Origin of the sequence: Lysobacter sp. Root494 (assembly GCF_001427225.1) — a bacterium.
Taxonomy (GTDB): domain Bacteria; phylum Pseudomonadota; class Gammaproteobacteria; order Xanthomonadales; family Xanthomonadaceae; genus Agrilutibacter.
The window spans coordinates 227,767-243,151 of the sequence record NZ_LMFH01000008.1; the positions used below are offsets into that span (position 1 = coordinate 227,767).

The 15,385-nt window shown below is 64.9% G+C and carries 16 protein-coding genes; 9 read left to right on the top strand and 7 right to left on the bottom strand.

Annotated features, from left to right (window positions below; translation table 11 throughout):
• Positions 1 to 3 precede the first annotated feature (3 nt).
• The 4 genes from ASD14_RS13850 to pssA are packed head-to-tail and all read right to left on the bottom strand — an operon-like array spanning position 4 to position 1,942.
• The gene (locus ASD14_RS13850) at positions 4 to 315 is read right to left on the bottom strand and encodes a hypothetical protein (protein ID WP_056135034.1); all 312 of its coding nucleotides are present in this window, start codon (positions 313 to 315) and stop codon (positions 4 to 6) included.
• A 24-nt stretch (positions 316 to 339) separates the two neighbouring features.
• On the bottom strand, positions 340 to 822 hold the full coding sequence (gene rimI / locus ASD14_RS13855; RefSeq protein WP_056135037.1) for a ribosomal protein S18-alanine N-acetyltransferase: 483 nt from the start codon (positions 820 to 822) through the stop codon (positions 340 to 342).
• The gene (locus ASD14_RS13860) at positions 822 to 1,175 is read right to left on the bottom strand and encodes a hypothetical protein (RefSeq protein WP_157475409.1); all 354 of its coding nucleotides are present in this window, start codon (positions 1,173 to 1,175) and stop codon (positions 822 to 824) included. The genes rimI and ASD14_RS13860 overlap by 1 nt, the downstream gene beginning before the upstream one ends.
• Positions 1,172 to 1,942, bottom strand: a complete 771-nt coding sequence (gene pssA, locus ASD14_RS13865) for a CDP-diacylglycerol--serine O-phosphatidyltransferase (protein ID WP_056135044.1) — start codon at positions 1,940 to 1,942, stop codon at positions 1,172 to 1,174. Before pssA ends, ASD14_RS13860 begins: the two co-directional genes overlap by 4 nt.
• A gap of 75 nt (positions 1,943 to 2,017) precedes the next feature.
• Between pssA and ASD14_RS13870 the strand changes: the two genes are divergently transcribed.
• The 4 genes from ASD14_RS13870 (at position 2,018) to ASD14_RS13885 (ending at position 5,072) form a co-directional block, all read left to right on the top strand.
• A complete protein-coding gene (locus ASD14_RS13870) occupies positions 2,018 to 2,425 on the top strand; it encodes a DUF4124 domain-containing protein (protein ID WP_235565413.1) in 408 nt (135 codons plus the stop codon).
• Position 2,426: 1 nt separating this feature from the next.
• Entirely contained in the window at positions 2,427 to 2,720 is a 294-nt protein-coding gene (locus ASD14_RS13875) for a DUF4124 domain-containing protein (protein WP_056135050.1), read from the top strand.
• A gap of 208 nt (positions 2,721 to 2,928) precedes the next feature.
• The gene (locus ASD14_RS13880; protein WP_056135053.1) at positions 2,929 to 4,644 is read left to right on the top strand and encodes a proline--tRNA ligase; all 1,716 of its coding nucleotides are present in this window, start codon (positions 2,929 to 2,931) and stop codon (positions 4,642 to 4,644) included.
• A gap of 47 nt (positions 4,645 to 4,691) precedes the next feature.
• Positions 4,692 to 5,072 carry an H-NS histone family protein gene (locus tag ASD14_RS13885; RefSeq protein ID WP_056135056.1) on the top strand — a complete coding sequence of 127 codons (381 nt, stop codon included), beginning with the start codon at positions 4,692 to 4,694 and terminating at the stop codon, positions 5,070 to 5,072.
• 290 nt (positions 5,073 to 5,362) lie between these two features.
• On the opposite strand, the gene ASD14_RS13890 is transcribed toward ASD14_RS13885, so the two are convergent.
• A complete protein-coding gene (locus ASD14_RS13890; RefSeq protein ID WP_056135059.1) occupies positions 5,363 to 6,601 on the bottom strand; it encodes a threonine/serine exporter family protein in 1,239 nt (412 codons plus the stop codon).
• Between the two features lie 151 nt (positions 6,602 to 6,752).
• Here ASD14_RS13890 and ASD14_RS13895 point away from each other — a divergent pair, with 151 nt between their 5' ends.
• The 4 genes from ASD14_RS13895 to ASD14_RS13910 all read left to right on the top strand — a co-directional run bounded on the left by ASD14_RS13895 (position 6,753) and on the right by ASD14_RS13910 (position 10,303).
• Positions 6,753 to 7,868 (top strand): MlaE family lipid ABC transporter permease subunit, encoded by a 1,116-nt coding sequence (locus ASD14_RS13895; RefSeq protein ID WP_056135063.1) that lies wholly within the window; start codon positions 6,753 to 6,755, stop codon positions 7,866 to 7,868.
• A gap of 8 nt (positions 7,869 to 7,876) precedes the next feature.
• On the top strand, positions 7,877 to 8,680 hold the full coding sequence (locus tag ASD14_RS13900) for an ABC transporter ATP-binding protein (RefSeq protein WP_056135066.1): 804 nt from the start codon (positions 7,877 to 7,879) through the stop codon (positions 8,678 to 8,680).
• A 1-nt stretch (position 8,681) separates the two neighbouring features.
• Complete coding sequence (locus tag ASD14_RS13905; RefSeq protein WP_056135069.1) at positions 8,682 to 9,608, top strand: MlaD family protein; 927 nt, start codon at positions 8,682 to 8,684, stop codon at positions 9,606 to 9,608.
• Positions 9,609 to 9,700: 92 nt separating this feature from the next.
• On the top strand, positions 9,701 to 10,303 hold the full coding sequence (locus ASD14_RS13910) for an ABC-type transport auxiliary lipoprotein family protein (RefSeq protein WP_235565414.1): 603 nt from the start codon (positions 9,701 to 9,703) through the stop codon (positions 10,301 to 10,303).
• Between the two features lie 103 nt (positions 10,304 to 10,406).
• Here the strand turns inward: ASD14_RS13910 and ASD14_RS13915 are convergent, their stop codons facing one another.
• Positions 10,407 to 11,003: an alpha-ketoglutarate-dependent dioxygenase AlkB gene (locus tag ASD14_RS13915; protein WP_235565415.1), complete on the bottom strand. Its 597-nt coding sequence runs from the start codon at positions 11,001 to 11,003 to the stop codon at positions 10,407 to 10,409.
• Between the two features lie 149 nt (positions 11,004 to 11,152).
• Here ASD14_RS13915 and ASD14_RS13920 point away from each other — a divergent pair, with 149 nt between their 5' ends.
• Positions 11,153 to 12,796 (top strand): electron transfer flavoprotein-ubiquinone oxidoreductase, encoded by a 1,644-nt coding sequence (locus ASD14_RS13920; protein WP_056135072.1) that lies wholly within the window; start codon positions 11,153 to 11,155, stop codon positions 12,794 to 12,796.
• A 99-nt stretch (positions 12,797 to 12,895) separates the two neighbouring features.
• Here ASD14_RS13920 and ASD14_RS13925 read toward each other — a convergent pair whose 3' ends face one another.
• The gene (locus tag ASD14_RS13925; protein WP_056135075.1) at positions 12,896 to 15,244 is read right to left on the bottom strand and encodes an FG-GAP-like repeat-containing protein; all 2,349 of its coding nucleotides are present in this window, start codon (positions 15,242 to 15,244) and stop codon (positions 12,896 to 12,898) included.
• Positions 15,245 to 15,385: the final 141 nt, after the last annotated feature.

The following is a 15,385-nucleotide window of genomic DNA, read 5'->3' on the forward strand; positions in this document are numbered from 1 at the left end:
GAACTACGGAAGATTGAACTTTCGCGTTGCACGCAGAGGCCAGATTGAACTGAATCGAGCGCCGCCTACCAATCGATATGCGGCAGAAACACCTCGCAAGGTGCCCCGATTCTCTATGACAGCTTTCACGCGCCGAAAAGAATGCTTTGGGTCCGGCGTGATCACGAACAGATTGATCTCTTTGGCGCTGATGTCATATCCATCCAGTACGGCAGATTCCCCGAGCGCTTCCTTCAATTCGTCTTGAATTGTCGCAACGAAGTTCTCATCGTCCAGCGACTTGCGCCAGAACTTAACTACAAGCTGATAGTCCATTCTCGGATTGTAGGCCTAACGACGTTATTCCTCCGGCAACAGCTCCATCGCCATCACCAGCGCATCCTCGCGCCCATCCTTCGCCGGGTAGTAACGCGGACGCCGCCCGATCTCGTTGAATCCCTCGTCGAAGTACAGCGCGATCGCATTGGCGTTGGAAGGCCGCACTTCGAGGAACACACGCGATACGTAGCGCCCGCGAGCCATGTGCAGCAGCGCGTGCAACAGGCGGCGGCCATGCCCCTGTCCCTGCATTTCCGGGGCGACGCAGATGTTCAGCACGTGTGCTTCGCCCGCCGCGATCGACATCAGGAAATAGCCGGCGATGCGATCGCCGTCGTGCAACACCCACGCGGGATAATCGGCGCGCAGGCAGTCGCGGAAGATCCCTACGGTCCAGGGAAATTCGTACGCTCGCGACTCGATCATCTGCACCGCGGCGAGGTCGTCCTCGCGCATCGGCCGCAACGAGAGCGGCAAGGGCTGGCTGTTCGCCCGCGCGTTCATTACGGCTTCCGCCTGCGCAGCGCCCGCAGCCGCGGCCACAGCGCGCGGCGCGCGGCGGTGTTGCCACACAGCACGGAAATATCCGGAACCGTCTGCAGGAATTCGGCATCGTCTTCGCTGCGGCCAGCGGCACGCGCCAGGGCGCGGAGCAGCGGCGGAGCGGACGGTGTGGGCTTCGCGATATTCCCAGCGATCGACCGCGACTTCGAGGGCGCCTCAGTATTCGACGGCCGAGCCACGTCTGCCCGCACATCACTACCCACCGGCGCCAGCATCAACACGTCGTGGCCCAACGCCTGCAACCACTCGCGCTGCTCGCTGCTCCAGGGCAGATCGTGGGCGCCCATGCTCACGGCGAGGCCTCCGTCGGCAGCTTGCGCATGCGCCGCCACACCGAATACGCCGGGCCCGACGCCGCATACAACACGCCGATGGCGAGCAGCACCGAAGGCGGATCGATCGCGATCGCGACCAGCACTGCAAGCACGATGATGATGCCGAGGAACGGAATCCGGTCGCTGCGCGGCCCGCCGCTCTTGAAACTGAAGTAGCGCAGGCGGCTGACCATCAGCAATGCGGCCACGACCGTCACACCGAGCGCGAACCAGCGCAGTTCCTCGCCGGAGAAGCCATTGTCGTGGCAGGTCCACACGAAGCTCGCCACCAGCCCCGCCGATGCCGGACTGGCCAGGCCGATGAACCAGCGCTTGTCGACCTGCCCCACCTGCGAGTTGAACCGCGCCAGGCGGATCGCCGCGCATGCCGCGTACAGGAAGGCCGCGATCCAGCCGAGCTTGCCCGGCACCACGCCGTCCAGCCGCGTCGACGACAGCGCCCAGTGGTACATCACCAGTGCGGGTGCGAGCCCGAAGCTGATCAGGTCCGCGAGCGAGTCGTACTGCATGCCGAATTCGCTCTGCGTGTTGGTCAGGCGTGCCACGCGCCCGTCCACGCCATCGAGGATCGCCGCGATGAAGATCGCGACGCATGCGTCCGCGTAATGCCCCTGCGTCGCCGCGATGATCGCGTAGAAGCCGGCGAACATGCCGCCCGTGGTGAACAGGTTGGGAAGCAGGTAGATGCCGCGGCCGCGCGGCCGAGGGGTGTGCGATTCGTCCATGTCCGTGAGTTTACCGCTTGCCTGTGCACCGGCACGGTGCTGCAATCGGACCTCCATCGCTGATCGACCATGCCCATGTCCAGCCGCACGCTTCAGTCGATCCCCGTCGCCGTCAGCCTGGGGTGCATGGCCCTGTTGCTGGCCGCGCCCGCATTCGCAGGCACCGTGTACCAGTGGAAGGATGCCAGGGGCGTCACCCACTACTCGGATTCGCCGCCGCCCGTGCAACAGGGTGTGCAGAACCGCCATCTGAAGGATGGGCCCGCGCCGACGCAAGCCGCGGCCCAACCGAAAGAAGACCCGAACTGCGTCACCGCGCGCAGCAATCTTGCCCGGCTCAAGGGCAGCCAGCCCGTCGGCCTCGATGCCAACGGCGACGGCAAGCCCGACAGCGAAATGTCGGCGGAAGACCGCGCGAAGCGGATCCAGCAGACCGAGCAGATGTTGAAGACCGTCTGCGACAAGCCCGCCGTCGCGCCCTGACATGCGCCTGGGCTGGGCCATAGTCACGGGTCTCGCCATCGGTGCCGCCGCCTGGTGGTGGACCACGCGCGAGGAGCGCGAACACGCCCGCGTTCAACGCGAACGCCAGGCCGCCATCGAAGCCGAAGCCGCGCGCCCGGTGCTCTATCGCTGGCGCGACGCCAATGGCGTCCTGCAGATCACCGAGAAACCGCCCAGAGGCCGCCGGTACGAACGCGTCGAGCGCCAGCCGAGCGAAGGCATCGAAGTGCACGGCGATCGCAGCGCGGACCTGCCCGATACGCCCGCCGATTAGGATTTCGTCGTTCCTGGGGCGGGGCTTTCCCACTGGGGAATGTCCGCTCATCCATGGACACTGGGTTTGTTTCGTTTCCTGTGAAGCCGGAGCAAGCAACGTCCATGGTTCCCGCCTTCGTTGAATGACGGGCGAAAAGCCCATGCACGGCCGGAACCCGCGAAACGCATGGCAAAATGCCCGCTTCCCTACGCGTGAAGCCCCACCGATGCGCCTGTCGCGGTTCCATCTCCACACCAGCAAGGAAACCCCCGCCGAAGCCGAGATCATCAGCCACAAGCTGATGCTCAAGGCGGGCATGATCCGCAAGCTCGCGGCCGGCCTGTACACCTGGAGCCCGCTCGGCCTGCGCGTGCTGCGCAAGGTGGAGAAAGCCGTGCGCGAGGAAATGGACGCCGCCGGCGCGATCGAACTGCTGATGCCGACGATCCAGCCGCAGGAGCTGTGGGAGGAAACCGGACGCTGGGAGAAGTTCGGCGGCCAGCTGCTGAAGATCAAGGACCGCAAGGAAGCCGGCTATTGCTACGGCCCGACCGCGGAGGAAGTCATTACCGACTTCGCCCGCAGCGAACTGGCCAGCTACAAGCAGCTGCCTGTCAACTTCTACAACATCCAGACCAAGTTCCGCGACGAGATCCGTCCGCGCTTCGGCGTGATGCGCGCGCGCGAGTTCCTCATGAAGGACGCCTACTCGTTCCATGTCGACGACGAATCGCTCGCCGCCGAATACCGGAACATGTACGACACCTACGGCCGCATCTTCACCCGCCTCGGTTTGAAGTTCCGCGCCGTGTCCGCCGACACCGGTGCGATCGGCGGCAGCGCTTCGCACGAATTCCATGTGCTGGCCGATTCCGGCGAAGACGCCCTCGCCTTTTCCACCGGCTCGGACTACGCCGCGAACGTCGAGAAGGCCGAAGCCGCCGCGCCCGGCCCGCGTCCTGTCGCGACCGAAACGATGCGCAGGATCGACACGCCCACGCAGAAGACCTGCGAGGACGTCGCTGCGCTGATGGGCATCGCCCTGGAGCGCACGGTGAAGTCGGTCGCGCTGATGGGCGAGGATGCCGAAGGCGCGCCGCAGTTCGTGCTCGCGCTGGTGCGCGGCGACCACGTCGTCAACGAGATCAAGCTGGGCAAGCTCGCGGGCCTGGGCAACTACCGCCTGGCAACCGAAGGCGAGATCGACGCGCACCTGGGCAGCGAGCCCGGTTTCCTGGGGCCCGTTGCGCCGAAGCAGAAAGTCCGCGTCATCGCCGACCGCAATGTCGCCGCGATGGCCGACTTCGTCGTCGGCGCCAACGAGAAGGGCTTCCACCTCGCCGGCATCAACTGGGGTCGCGACCTGCCCGAACCGGACGAAGTCGCCGACATCCGCAACGTCGTCGAAGGCGATCCATCACCCGACGGCAAGGGCGCGCTCGGCATCGCGCGCGGCATCGAGGTGGGCCATGTGTTCGCACTTGGCCGCAAGTATTCCGAAGCGATGAAATGCACCGTGCTCGACGCCGGCGGCAAGGCGATCGAACCGGCGATGGGCTGCTACGGCATCGGCGTTTCGCGCATCGTCGCCGCGGCGATCGAACAGAACCACGACGACAACGGCATCATCTGGCCGGACGCGATGGCGCCCTGGCAGGTCGCGGTATGCGTGATCAATCCGAAGAACGACGCGAACGTCGCGGCCGAAGCCGATGCGCTGTATCGCGAGCTCAACACGGCCGACATCGACACCGTGCTTGACGACCGCGGCCTGCGCCCGGGCGCGATGTTCGCCGACATGGAACTGATCGGCATTCCGCATCGCGTGGTCGTATCCGAGCGCGGAATCGCTGCAGGCACGTTCGAATACCGTCACCGCCGCGCCAGCGAAGCCGAGAACCTGGACCGCGCCGCGTTGCTGGCGCGCCTGGGCACGGCATAATCGGAACAACGCCCGTCGCGGCACGCATTCCACGATCCGGAGGTTCCATGTCCATCGACATCACCCGCCTGTCCGCGAAGGAACTGGACGCGCTGATCAACGAAGCGAAGAAGCGCAAGAACACGTTGAGCAAGCGCAAGCCGATCGGCGTGGTTCGGCAGAAGCTTACGCAGCTGGCGAAGGCGGAGGGGTACACGGTTGCCGAACTGTTCGGCGGCGCTCCGGCCACGAAGAGTTCCACGAAGCCGGCCGGCACGGCACCCAGGGCGAGGAAGACCACCAAGGGCTACAAGCTCGGCAAGGTCGCGCCGAAGTACCGCAATCCGGCGAATACGGAAGAAACCTGGGCAGGCCGCGGCAAGCCGCCGCGGTGGCTGGCGACGTACCTGGACCAGGGGCGGCAGATCGATGAGTTCCTGATTCGCTGAGCGTTGCAGCAATCGATCACTGAAGAAAACGCCGGCGCAAGCCGGCGTTTTTGTTGGAATGCTTCATTGCTACCTGCTTTTCGCCCTGCCTCGGCGCTCTTTGCTCTTGATCGTCATTCCCGCGAGAGCGGGAATCCAGCGTCTTTGTTTTTGACCTGTCTTCGAGCTCGCTTCCAAGCCGAACAGGAGGAGCGAAAGTCACTGGATTCCCGCGTTCGCGGGAATGACGAGCACAGGCAACAACAACGGCAAGATCGGGCTCGGCCAGCAATGGCAACCGCAAGAAGCGCCTACAGATTCCGTCCCGGCGCCAGCAACAAATTCCCGAACAGCAACCCCGCCAGCAACGCCAGCAGAATGTTCACCACCGCCAGCAACGCATCCTGCCCGATGACCGTGTCCTGCTGCTGGATCATCGTCAGCAACCCGCGCAGGCTCGCGCTGCCCGGCACCAGCATGATGATGCCGGGCACGCGGATGATCGCGCCGGGCCGTTTCCACCAGCGCGCGTAGGCATTTCCCACGGCCGTCATCACCAACGCGGCGAGGAAGATCCCGGCCGGGCTTCCGAATGCCTCGCCGGCGAAACGCGCAATGAGATAGCCGCCTGCCGCGGCGAACATCACCCGCAGGTAATCGCGCCTATCCGCGCGAAACAGCACCGCGAACGCGAACGTCGCCAGCACCAGCGCAGCCCATTCCACCCACCCCGGTTGCGGCCGCGACGCGCGCACGTCCGGATGCAATCCAAGCAGGTCGGCGATGTACAGCGCGATCACCGCACCCACGGTGAGCTTGAGTACCGTCGTCACCGCGCCGGCGAAACGCGCGGTGCCCGAAACCAGGTGCTGGCTCGTCAGCTCGTTGACCGCGTTGGTCAGCGCCATACCGGGCAGCAGCACGATCAGCGACGCGATGATCACGGTGTTCTGGTTGAGCGGCTCGATGAAGCTCGCCACGAGCACCGTCATGAACGCCGCAAGCATCGCCGCGATCGCATCGGCGGCTTCCTTCAGGCGCGGATACGGCTTTGTGTATTCGATCAGCGCACCGATGAGCAGTCCGTTGAGTCCCGCGACCGTGATGTCCAGCCACGGCAGGCGCAGCAGGCCGGCGATCGCGGTGGCCGCCAGGCCGAAGCCGAGCACCTGCATGATCCGCGCGCGCCGACTCGGCGGGCGGTCGAGCGCGCTCATCAGGGCATGGGCCTCGCGCAGTCCAAGCCGTCCCGCCATCACTTCCTCGGCGATGCGATCGGTTTCGGCGAGCCGGTACAGATCGGTGTCGCCCAGCGGAAGCCGGATCACGCGGGTGATTTCCGTTTCCTCGCCGGGGCGCATGGGATCGCTGAAGGTCAGGATCATGCCGGTCGGATTCGACCACGGCTCGCAACCCACGTGCAGCTGGCGCGACACCGCGGTGATCGCGCCTTCGAGGCGTTGCGCGGTGGTGCCGTACAGATGCAGGCGTTCGGCCAGTTCGACGAGGAACGCCACGCGGTCGGCAAAACTGAGCGACTGGAAGGACATGGAAGGCAGGGACAAAATGGGCAGCCGTGACGCGATGGGCGAAGGATCGCACGCCGCGGTGTCGGTGACATGCACGTTCGCTCACGGCCGCGATGCAGGCCACGCGTCGTGAACCATCCGGCCGCCGGCGCCTGTATCCTTCCTTCCAGCCATGACTGCTCCGACCGCGACCCGACCGCAGCTCGTCACCGAAGGCACTCCGGCGCGTGCGCGCCTGAGCGGTCAATGGACCCTCGAACACGCCGACGGCATCAGCCAGGCGCTGGGCTCCGCGCCTCACGACCTGGAATCCATCGACGCATCCGGCGTCGAGCGCCTCGATTCGCTCGGAGTGCTGCAACTGCTGCGGTTCTCGCGCCGGCATGGACTCGACTTCGACCTGATCCGCTTCCGCGAAGACCACCGCAACCTGGTGTCCGCGATCGAGGACGTCGCCGACGACCGCCCGAAGAAGAAGCGCGAATACGGCATCGCGGCAGCGTTCGATCGCCTCGGCCACGCCGTCCAGGACAACTACGGCGAGATCCGCGCGCTGATCGGTTTCTTCGGCGAAACGCTGGTGAAGCTGGTACGCACGTTCAAGGACCCTTCCCGCTTCCGCCCGACCGCGACCGTCTATCACATGGAGCAGGTGGGCCTGGATGCCGTGCCCCTGGTTGCCCTGCTCTGCTACCTCGTGGGTGCGGTCGTCGCGTTCCTCGGTTCCAACATCCTGCGCGACTTCGGCGCGACGATCTACGTGGTCGAACTGGTGAGCATCGCGTTCCTGCGCGAGTTCGGCGTGTTGCTGACCGCGATCATCCTCGCCGGCCGCACCGCGAGCGCGTTTACCGCGCAGATCGGCGCGATGAAGAGCCGCGAGGAAGTCGACGCGATCCGCACGCTCGGCATGGACCCGATCGACCTGCTCGTCATCCCGCGCGTGCTCGCATTGCTGGTGATGCTGCCGCTGCTGACCTTCGTGGCGATGATCTTCGGCCTGCTCGGCGGCCTCACCGTCGGCGCCTACGGACTCGACATCCCGGTGACGCAGTATCTCGCGCGCATGCACGACACGATGGAACTGCGCCACTTCGTCGTCGGCATGGTGAAGGCGCCGTTCTTTGCACTGATCATCTCCCTCATCGGCTGCCTCGAAGGCCTGCAGGTCGAAGGCACGGCGGAATCGGTCGGCGAACGCACGACGTCGAGCGTGGTGCAGACGATTTCGCTGGTGATCGTGCTCGACGCGATCGCCGCGATCTGGTTCATGGAGATGGGTTATTGAACGCGGTCATGGCCACTGACGATGCCGCGGAACCGATCATCCGCGTGCGCGGCCTGGTCAACCGCTTCGGCGAACAGGTCGTGCACGACGGCCTCGATCTCGACGTGCGTCCCGGCGAGATCCTCGGCGTCGTCGGCGGCTCGGGTACCGGCAAATCGGTGCTGATGCGATCGATCCTGGGCCTGCGCGAACCCGATGCGGGCGACATCGAAGTGCTCGGCATCGATGCGCGCAGCAATTCGGCAAACGCGCACCGCGAGATCGAGCGCAACACCGGCGTCCTGTTCCAGGACGGCGCGTTGTTCTCGTCGCTCACGGTCGGCGAAAACGTGCAGGTGCCGCTCAAGGAATACCATCGCGAACTTCCCGACTCGCTGCGCTACGAACTGGCGCTGTTGAAGGTGAAGCTCGCCGGGCTTCCGGCCGATGCGATCAACAAGCTGCCGTCGCAGCTGTCGGGCGGCATGCGCAAGCGCGCCGGTCTCGCCCGCGCACTGGCGCTGGATCCACCGCTGCTGTTCCTCGACGAACCCACCGCCGGACTCGATCCGATCGGCGCCGCTGCGTTCGATCATCTGATCCTCACGCTGCAGCAGGCACTCGGACTCACCGTCTTCCTCATCACCCACGACCTCGACACGCTGTACGCCATCTGCGACCGCGTCGCGGTGCTGGCTGACCACAAGGTCCTGGCCTGCGCGCCGATCGGGGAAGTGGAACGTTACGATCACCCCTGGGTGCAGGAATATTTCCACGGCCCGCGTGCCCGCGCCGCGCAGGTCGCGCGGATGCGGAACAGCAAGGAAACCTGAGATGGAAACCAAGGCCAACTACGTCCTGATCGGTGCGTTCACCCTTGTGGTGACGATGTTCCTGCTGCTTTTCGCGTTGTGGGCAGCGAAGTATTCCTCCGAGAAGGACTGGCAGCAGTACGCGGTCGTGTTCGAAGAACCGGTGACCGGCCTCAGCGAAGGTAGCCCCGTGCTCTACAACGGCATCTCGGTTGGCACGATCGCATCGTTGCGCCTCGCACCGGAAGATCCGCGGCGCGTCATCGCCATCATCCGCATCCAGGAGCGCGCGCCGGTCAAGACCGACACGCGCGCGAAGATCTCCACGCCGAGCCTTACCGCCCCGCCGATCATCCAGCTCACCGGCGGCAGCCCGCAGGCGCGGCGCCTCGCCGACGTCGACCCGAACGAGATTCCCGTCATCAAGGCCGAAGCCTCCGCGCTGCAGAACATCGCCGATACCGCGAACAAACTCGTCGCGCGCATGGATGAACTGCTCAGCGAGGAGAACATCCGCCGCATTTCCAATTCGCTGGCCAGCATCGAAGCCATGACCGGCGCGATCGGCGACCAGCATGAGGACGTGCGCGCGCTGATCGTCAGCGCGCGCCACTCCAGCGAACAGCTCGAGAAGACGCTGGCGACCACGGACAAGGCAATCACCGACGTCGACCGCGAACTGGTGCGGAAACTCCCCGCGCTGATCGACAAGCTCGATGGCACGCTGGCGAAGATGGATTCCGCGGCAAACGGCGTGAACGGCATCGTCAACGACAACCGCGCCGCGATCGGCAGCTTCGCCAACGACGGCCTCGGCCAGCTCGGTCCGACGCTCAGCGAACTGCGCGCCTTGGTGCGCGACCTGCGCCGCATCAGCGACCGCCTCGACAGCAGCCCCGCGCAGTATCTGCTGGGCCGCGACGCACCCAAGGAGTTCGAGCCGAAATGAAGACGACGGGATCGGAAATCCGGGATCACCAGCGCACGTCCGTCACACGCATGACGTTCGCGAGAACGATGCGCGTGCGCCGATGGGTGGCCATGTCCATCGCAGGCCTGCTGGTGGCCGGATGCAGTTCCTTCCTCGGTGGCAGCAAGACGCCCACCACGATCTATGCGCCGGCCACTCGCGCGCAGGCGCCTGCCGAATGGCCCGCCGTACGGTGGAGCCTGGCGCTCGGCCGCAGTTATGGCGGTCGCGGCACCGACGGCCTGCGCATCGCGGTGCGGCCGACGCCGAACGAACTGCAGGTCTACAAGGGCGCGCAGTGGTCGCGGCCGCCCAGCGAGATGCTGGAGGAAGGCATCCTGCAGACGCTCGAGGACTCCGGCCGCATCGCCACCGTCGCGCGCCAGGGCAGCGGCATCGGCGCCGACTACCGCCTGCTGCTCGACGTGCGCCGCTTCGAATCCGACTACGCCGGCAACAGTGTGCCCAGCGCGACCATCGAAGTGACGGCCAAGCTTATGCACGTGAAGACGCAACAGCTCGCCGGTTCGCGCACGTTCCTGCAGGTGCAAACGGCCGCAACCACCGCGGTGCCCGACGTGGTCGTGGCATTCGAGCAGGCGCTTGCGAATGCGAACCGCGAGATCGCCGGCTGGACGCTGGCGACAGGTGAGCAGCACGCGCGGCAGCGCTGATTCGCAAGCAGACACCCCTCTCCCCGCTTGCGGGGAGAGGGACAGCATCGCGCAGCGATGCAGGGTGAGGGGCGGTAAAGCGTTCCGTCCGCGGATTCCCGTACTACACGCGGCCGACCACGATCCGCCGGAACGTCAGGTTGATCCGCTCCCCCACCGGCTTCGTCGTGCGCGGCAACGCATGCCGGTAACTCCGCTGCGTCGCGCCCGACATCACCAGCAAGCTCCCGTGCGGCAACGCGATCTCGAGCTTGCGTTGCGGCTCGGCGCGATGCTTCAGCACGAAGCGTCGCGTCGCACCCAGGCTCACCGACGCGATCACCGGCTCCGGTCCCAGTTCCGCTTCGTCGTCGCTGTGCCAACCCATGCAGTCGCGGCCATCGCGGTACAGATTGGCGAGCACGCTGTTGAAGCCGATGCCGAGTTCGGTACTGAGCCGTTCGCGCAACCCCGCTAGTTCGGGCGGCCACGGATGCGGTTCGAAATAGCTGCCCGAGTAGCGGTAGCCCGTGCCGGGATCGCCGATCCAGCAGCTCAGCCGCGGCGAGGCGTGCTCGCGGCCGAACAGGCGGATGCGGTGGACCTCCCATGGAATGCCCCCGCGCAAGCCGCGCAGCAGGCGATCCGCGTCGGCTTCCGCCAGCCAGCGGGCGTCCAAAGCGATCTTCGCATCGGCGAGCGGCAAGGACATCATGCTCATGTTTCGACGCTACCACGCTGGTTGAGGGCCGCCATCTTCGGCGTTTCAAACGCCAGATCCGGCGTACATCCGCAGCCACGGATTTGCCCCACCCGCCCCAAGCCGCGAAAATCCCCGCACCTGCTACCACGCCCTTCGCGGAGCCACCGATGACCGACGCCCCCCAGAACGACACGCCGATCGAACGCGACGTGATGGAGTACGACGTCGTCACGGTCGGCGCCGGTCCTTCGGGCCTGGCGTTCGCGATCCGGCTCAAGCAGCTCAACCCGGACATCTCGGTCTGCGTGATCGAGAAGGCGTCAACCATCGGCGCACACATCCTCTCCGGCGCAGTGATCGAAACCGGTCCGCTCGACGCACTGCTGCCGAGCTGGCGCGACAACCCGCCGCCGATCTGCGTCGATGCGAAGGAAGATGAGTTCTGGCTGCTGACGAAGGACGGCGGCCGCAAGCTGCCGGTGCCGCCGGGCATGCACAACAAGGGCAACGTGATCGTCAGTCTGGGCGCGATGTGCGCGTGGCTCGCTCCGCAGGCCGAAGCACTGGGCGTCGAGATCTATCCCGGCTTCGCCGCGGCCGAAACGCTGCACGACCCCGACGGCAAGGTCATCGGCGTGCGCATCGGCGACATGGGCGTGGCAAAGGACGGGTCGCACAAGTCCGGCTACACGCCGGGCATCGACATCCGCGCGAAGGTCACCGTGCTTGCGGAAGGCGCGCGCGGCCATCTCACCAAGCGCCTGGTCCAGCGTTTCAGGCTCGATGCGGACAGCGATCCGCAGGGTTATTCGATCGGCATCAAGGAACTCTGGCAGGTGCCGGAAGAGCGCGTCCAGCCCGGCAAGATCGTGCACAGCTTCGGCTGGCCTGCCGACACCAGCACGTACGGCGGCAGCTTCCTGTATCACCTCGACAAGGGCCGCGTCGCGCTCGGTTACGTCAGCGGCCTCGACTACAAGGATCCGGAATACAAGCCGTGGGAAGCCTTCCAGCAATGGAAGAACCATCCGATGGTGAAGCCGCTGCTCGAAGGCGGCAGCATCGTGTCCGCCGGCGCGCGCGCGATCGTCACCGGTGGTTATCAGTCGCTGCCGAAATGCGAAATGCCCGGCGCGCTCCTCATCGGTGATACGGCAGGACTGCTCAATGTGCCGAAGATCAAGGGCACGCACCAGGCGATCCGCTCCGGCATGCTCGCCGCGGAGCATCTCGTCGCTGCGCAACTGTCACCCGAAGGCTTCGACGCCAAGCTGCGCGCATCCGATGCGATGGCGGAGCTGAGGAAGGTCCGCAACATCAAGCCCGGCTTCAAGCGCGGCCTGTGGTTCGGCATGTTGAACGCGGCGTGGGAAACCATCACCGGCGGCCTCTCGCCGTGGACGCTGAAGAACAAGCCGGACTGGTGCTCGCTGGAGAAGGTAGGCGAATACGAATCGCCGAAGCGCGACTACATCGACCGCACCCTCGCCCCGCGCGACCGCCTCGCCGGCGTCTACTTCGCCGCGACCGAACACGACGAAGACCAGCCCGTCCACCTGCAGGTCCTCGACACCAACATCTGCATCACCCGCTGCACCGAGGAATACGACAACCCCTGCACCCGCTTCTGCCCTGCCAACGTCTACGAAATAGTCGAAGACGCACGCTCCGACGGAAGCACGGGCAAACGCCTGCAGATCAACGCCGCCAACTGCGTGCACTGCAAGACCTGCGACATCAAGGACCCATACGAGATCATCAACTGGGTTACGCCTGAGGGTGGGTCGGGACCGAACTACCAGAATCTGTGAACACTGGGATTCTGATGGCGCATTGACCAAGGTACGGAACAGCTCCGGCAGCTTCTGAAAAACACTACGACCCTTGGATCAGCCGACCACCTAATTCAGTCAGCCGACCACCCAGTTCAAATCGCTGATCGCAGTTATCGGCAGCGGCGTTCCCGAGTTCGCGCCCTTCCAGATCATGTTTGCGCCGGTCATGTTGTGACGCCACAGCACATCCGCCTTCCCGTCGAGGTCGAAATCGCCAGCCCCGACGACCATCCATCCTGCGTCGCTGACAGTCGTGATGCTTCGACGCATGGCTGAACTGCCCGACCACCACAGGACATTGCTGCCGGTATTGGGGTTCCGCCAGAGGATGTCTGCTCGACCGTCTCCATTGAAATCCGCCGCCGTTGCGACAACCCATACAGGACTTGCCTGCGACGACTGACGGCTCGCGGCATCCGCCGAAGACCAGGTGGAATTGACACCAGTTTCCCTGTTGCGCCAAAGGATGTCGGCGTTGCCATCGCCATTGAAGTCGGCGACCGCTTCGACCGTCCACACCAGAGCGGCCGAGGCAACCGAACGACGACTCAGGGAGCTCGCGGAGTTCCAGATGACGTTGACTCCCGTCCGGGCGTTCCGCCAAAGCACGTCGGACCTGCCATCGCCATTGAAATCCCCGACCCCTGCTACGAACCATGCCAGATCCGTCACGGAAGCCACGCTCTGCCGTGTCGCTGTGTTCGCCGACTTCCAATAGGTATTTGCACCTGTGCTGCGGTTTCGCCATAGCACATCGGATTTGCCGTCGCCGTCGAAGTCTCCTATCCCTGCTATGACCCAGGCCAGATCGGTGACGGACGCGAGTGCTTGCCTTGTCGCGGAATTGCCGGCCTTCCAGTAGAGATTGTTGCCAGCGTTGGCCTTGCGCCAAAGTACATCCGATCTGCCGTCACCATCAAAGTCACCTTGCAGCCAATTCCCTGCCGACAGATCTCGCGAGGGAAGGAATGCAGCAACGAAGGGCATCGTCTTGGCCAAAGTGCCCGCATTGTCCGATTTCCCCACCACTCCGCAGGCAAATCCATTGCAGGTCGTGAGCCGTGGATTGGAAAAGACCCGCATGGATGACATGCCAACTCGGCGGTTCGCCATGACCGTGTAGAAGTTGCCTGCATCGGCCGGTGCCACATAACCGAACGAATACCCATAACGTCCGTATTCCTCGGGGTCCAGGAGTATGCCGTCGCCATTGGAGTCATCCGTCCCCTGGGCGATTTGGACATCATGTTGCAACCCCATGGTATGGCCGATCTCGTGTGCCAGCGACTCCTCGCGGCATGTAGCCCCGCCGTCCGGAAACTGCGTTCCGCTCGTGTCACTGACTACAGCCATGCCAAAGCCGGCACTGGTCGCGACGATGGGCGTCTGGCTGTTGCCGAGTAACCAGGCATAGCCGCAACTGCCGTTCTCGGGCGACTCGAACTTGCGCACCAATGCAACCACATCAGCTCCGGATTCGTTCCTGGCGCTGATCAGCGGTTGCAATGATGCCGGCCGCCCGACTTGGGTGCAGTTCACACCTCCGTCCGGGAGCTGTCCGCCCGGTGCCGAAGAGCAACTGACCCCGGTCAGTTCGAACAATGCTGACCGATTTGTCGTCGCGTCCGGATATTCGACCTGTACCGTGGCCACCAGGCGTAACCGGCCGTTTACTGCACTGTTCGCGTAGGTCTCATTTGCGACGTCGACAAGATGATTCATCCGCGTGAGCGCCTGCGATTGTCCACCCAGCCGCTCAGCAAACCCGTTCGTATAGCCGAGCGCCAGGTCGATGGTCACTACGCCTGCGGTGTTGCCATCGGATGCAGCCGTGGCAGCAGCGATTGCGCTGGGCTCCGCAGCCTCCATGCGGGAACGCGCGTAGCTAGGCGAAGACTTGCGCTCGTTTCGCGACGATGCTTCCAGGGGTTTGACCAGCCATGCCCGACCACGTGCCATCGTGATCCGCAACGGCTCTCCGCTACCGTGGGGTATCGCTGCGAATACCGCCTTTTCACCGAACGTAAGGATGGCTTCGGTGCCGGGCGCAGAACCGGCGACCCGGCCGATCCATGTCCAGTTCCCGTCCTCATGTTCGATATGGCGTTCGTACTGCAAACGAACCGGCGCCTCGCCTGGAACCTCGACGTCCATGCCACCGGAGGCGATCGCGCGCACCGCATGCTCTTCGCTGAGGCGCACGGGATACCAGGTCGTCGCGCCCATGCGAACAGGCGCGCTGGTACCGTATTCGACGAGACTGCCTTTATCGGGCGCACTCACCGGCGACGCATCGGGCCGAGGCGCGGCCTCGTCGCCCGCAGGTGACGCAGCCGAACTGAGAGCGTGCGTAGCGTGTGTCGTCGATCCGCGATCGCAACCGACGAGAAGGACGAGCAAGAAAGCCACGAGGCTGGTGCGCATGGGATCCCCCAGAACGTTCAGGGAAGTGGGCGCTACCAGCAGCAGCGTTTCCTGCGGCCGTGCCCTGCAGCCACGATGGCTGCGGGGTGAGCTAAACAGCAAAGGCGTCAATGCCCCGTCAAGCGGCAGCGATGCGTTCGC

Bases quoted from the DNA above. Each gene is read 5' to 3' on its own strand.
- ASD14_RS13850 (WP_056135034.1), bottom strand. From the start codon at position 315: ATGGACTATCAGCTTGTAGTTAAGTTCTGGCGCAAGTCGCTGGACGAT.
- rimI (WP_056135037.1), bottom strand. From the start codon at position 822: ATGAACGCGCGGGCGAACAGCCAGCCCTTGCCGCTCTCGTTGCGGCCG.
- pssA (WP_056135044.1), bottom strand. From the start codon at position 1,942: ATGGACGAATCGCACACCCCTCGGCCGCGCGGCCGCGGCATCTACCTG.
- ASD14_RS13870 (WP_235565413.1), top strand. From the start codon at position 2,018: ATGTCCAGCCGCACGCTTCAGTCGATCCCCGTCGCCGTCAGCCTGGGG.
- ASD14_RS13875 (WP_056135050.1), top strand. From the start codon at position 2,427: ATGCGCCTGGGCTGGGCCATAGTCACGGGTCTCGCCATCGGTGCCGCC.
- ASD14_RS13880 (WP_056135053.1), top strand. From the start codon at position 2,929: ATGCGCCTGTCGCGGTTCCATCTCCACACCAGCAAGGAAACCCCCGCC.
- ASD14_RS13885 (WP_056135056.1), top strand. From the start codon at position 4,692: ATGTCCATCGACATCACCCGCCTGTCCGCGAAGGAACTGGACGCGCTG.
- ASD14_RS13890 (WP_056135059.1), bottom strand. From the start codon at position 6,601: ATGTCCTTCCAGTCGCTCAGTTTTGCCGACCGCGTGGCGTTCCTCGTC.
- ASD14_RS13895 (WP_056135063.1), top strand. From the start codon at position 6,753: ATGACTGCTCCGACCGCGACCCGACCGCAGCTCGTCACCGAAGGCACT.
- ASD14_RS13900 (WP_056135066.1), top strand. From the start codon at position 7,877: ATGGCCACTGACGATGCCGCGGAACCGATCATCCGCGTGCGCGGCCTG.
- ASD14_RS13905 (WP_056135069.1), top strand. From the start codon at position 8,682: ATGGAAACCAAGGCCAACTACGTCCTGATCGGTGCGTTCACCCTTGTG.
- ASD14_RS13910 (WP_235565414.1), top strand. From the start codon at position 9,701: ATGTCCATCGCAGGCCTGCTGGTGGCCGGATGCAGTTCCTTCCTCGGT.
- ASD14_RS13915 (WP_235565415.1), bottom strand. From the start codon at position 11,003: ATGAGCATGATGTCCTTGCCGCTCGCCGATGCGAAGATCGCTTTGGAC.
- ASD14_RS13920 (WP_056135072.1), top strand. From the start codon at position 11,153: ATGACCGACGCCCCCCAGAACGACACGCCGATCGAACGCGACGTGATG.
- ASD14_RS13925 (WP_056135075.1), bottom strand. From the start codon at position 15,244: ATGCGCACCAGCCTCGTGGCTTTCTTGCTCGTCCTTCTCGTCGGTTGC.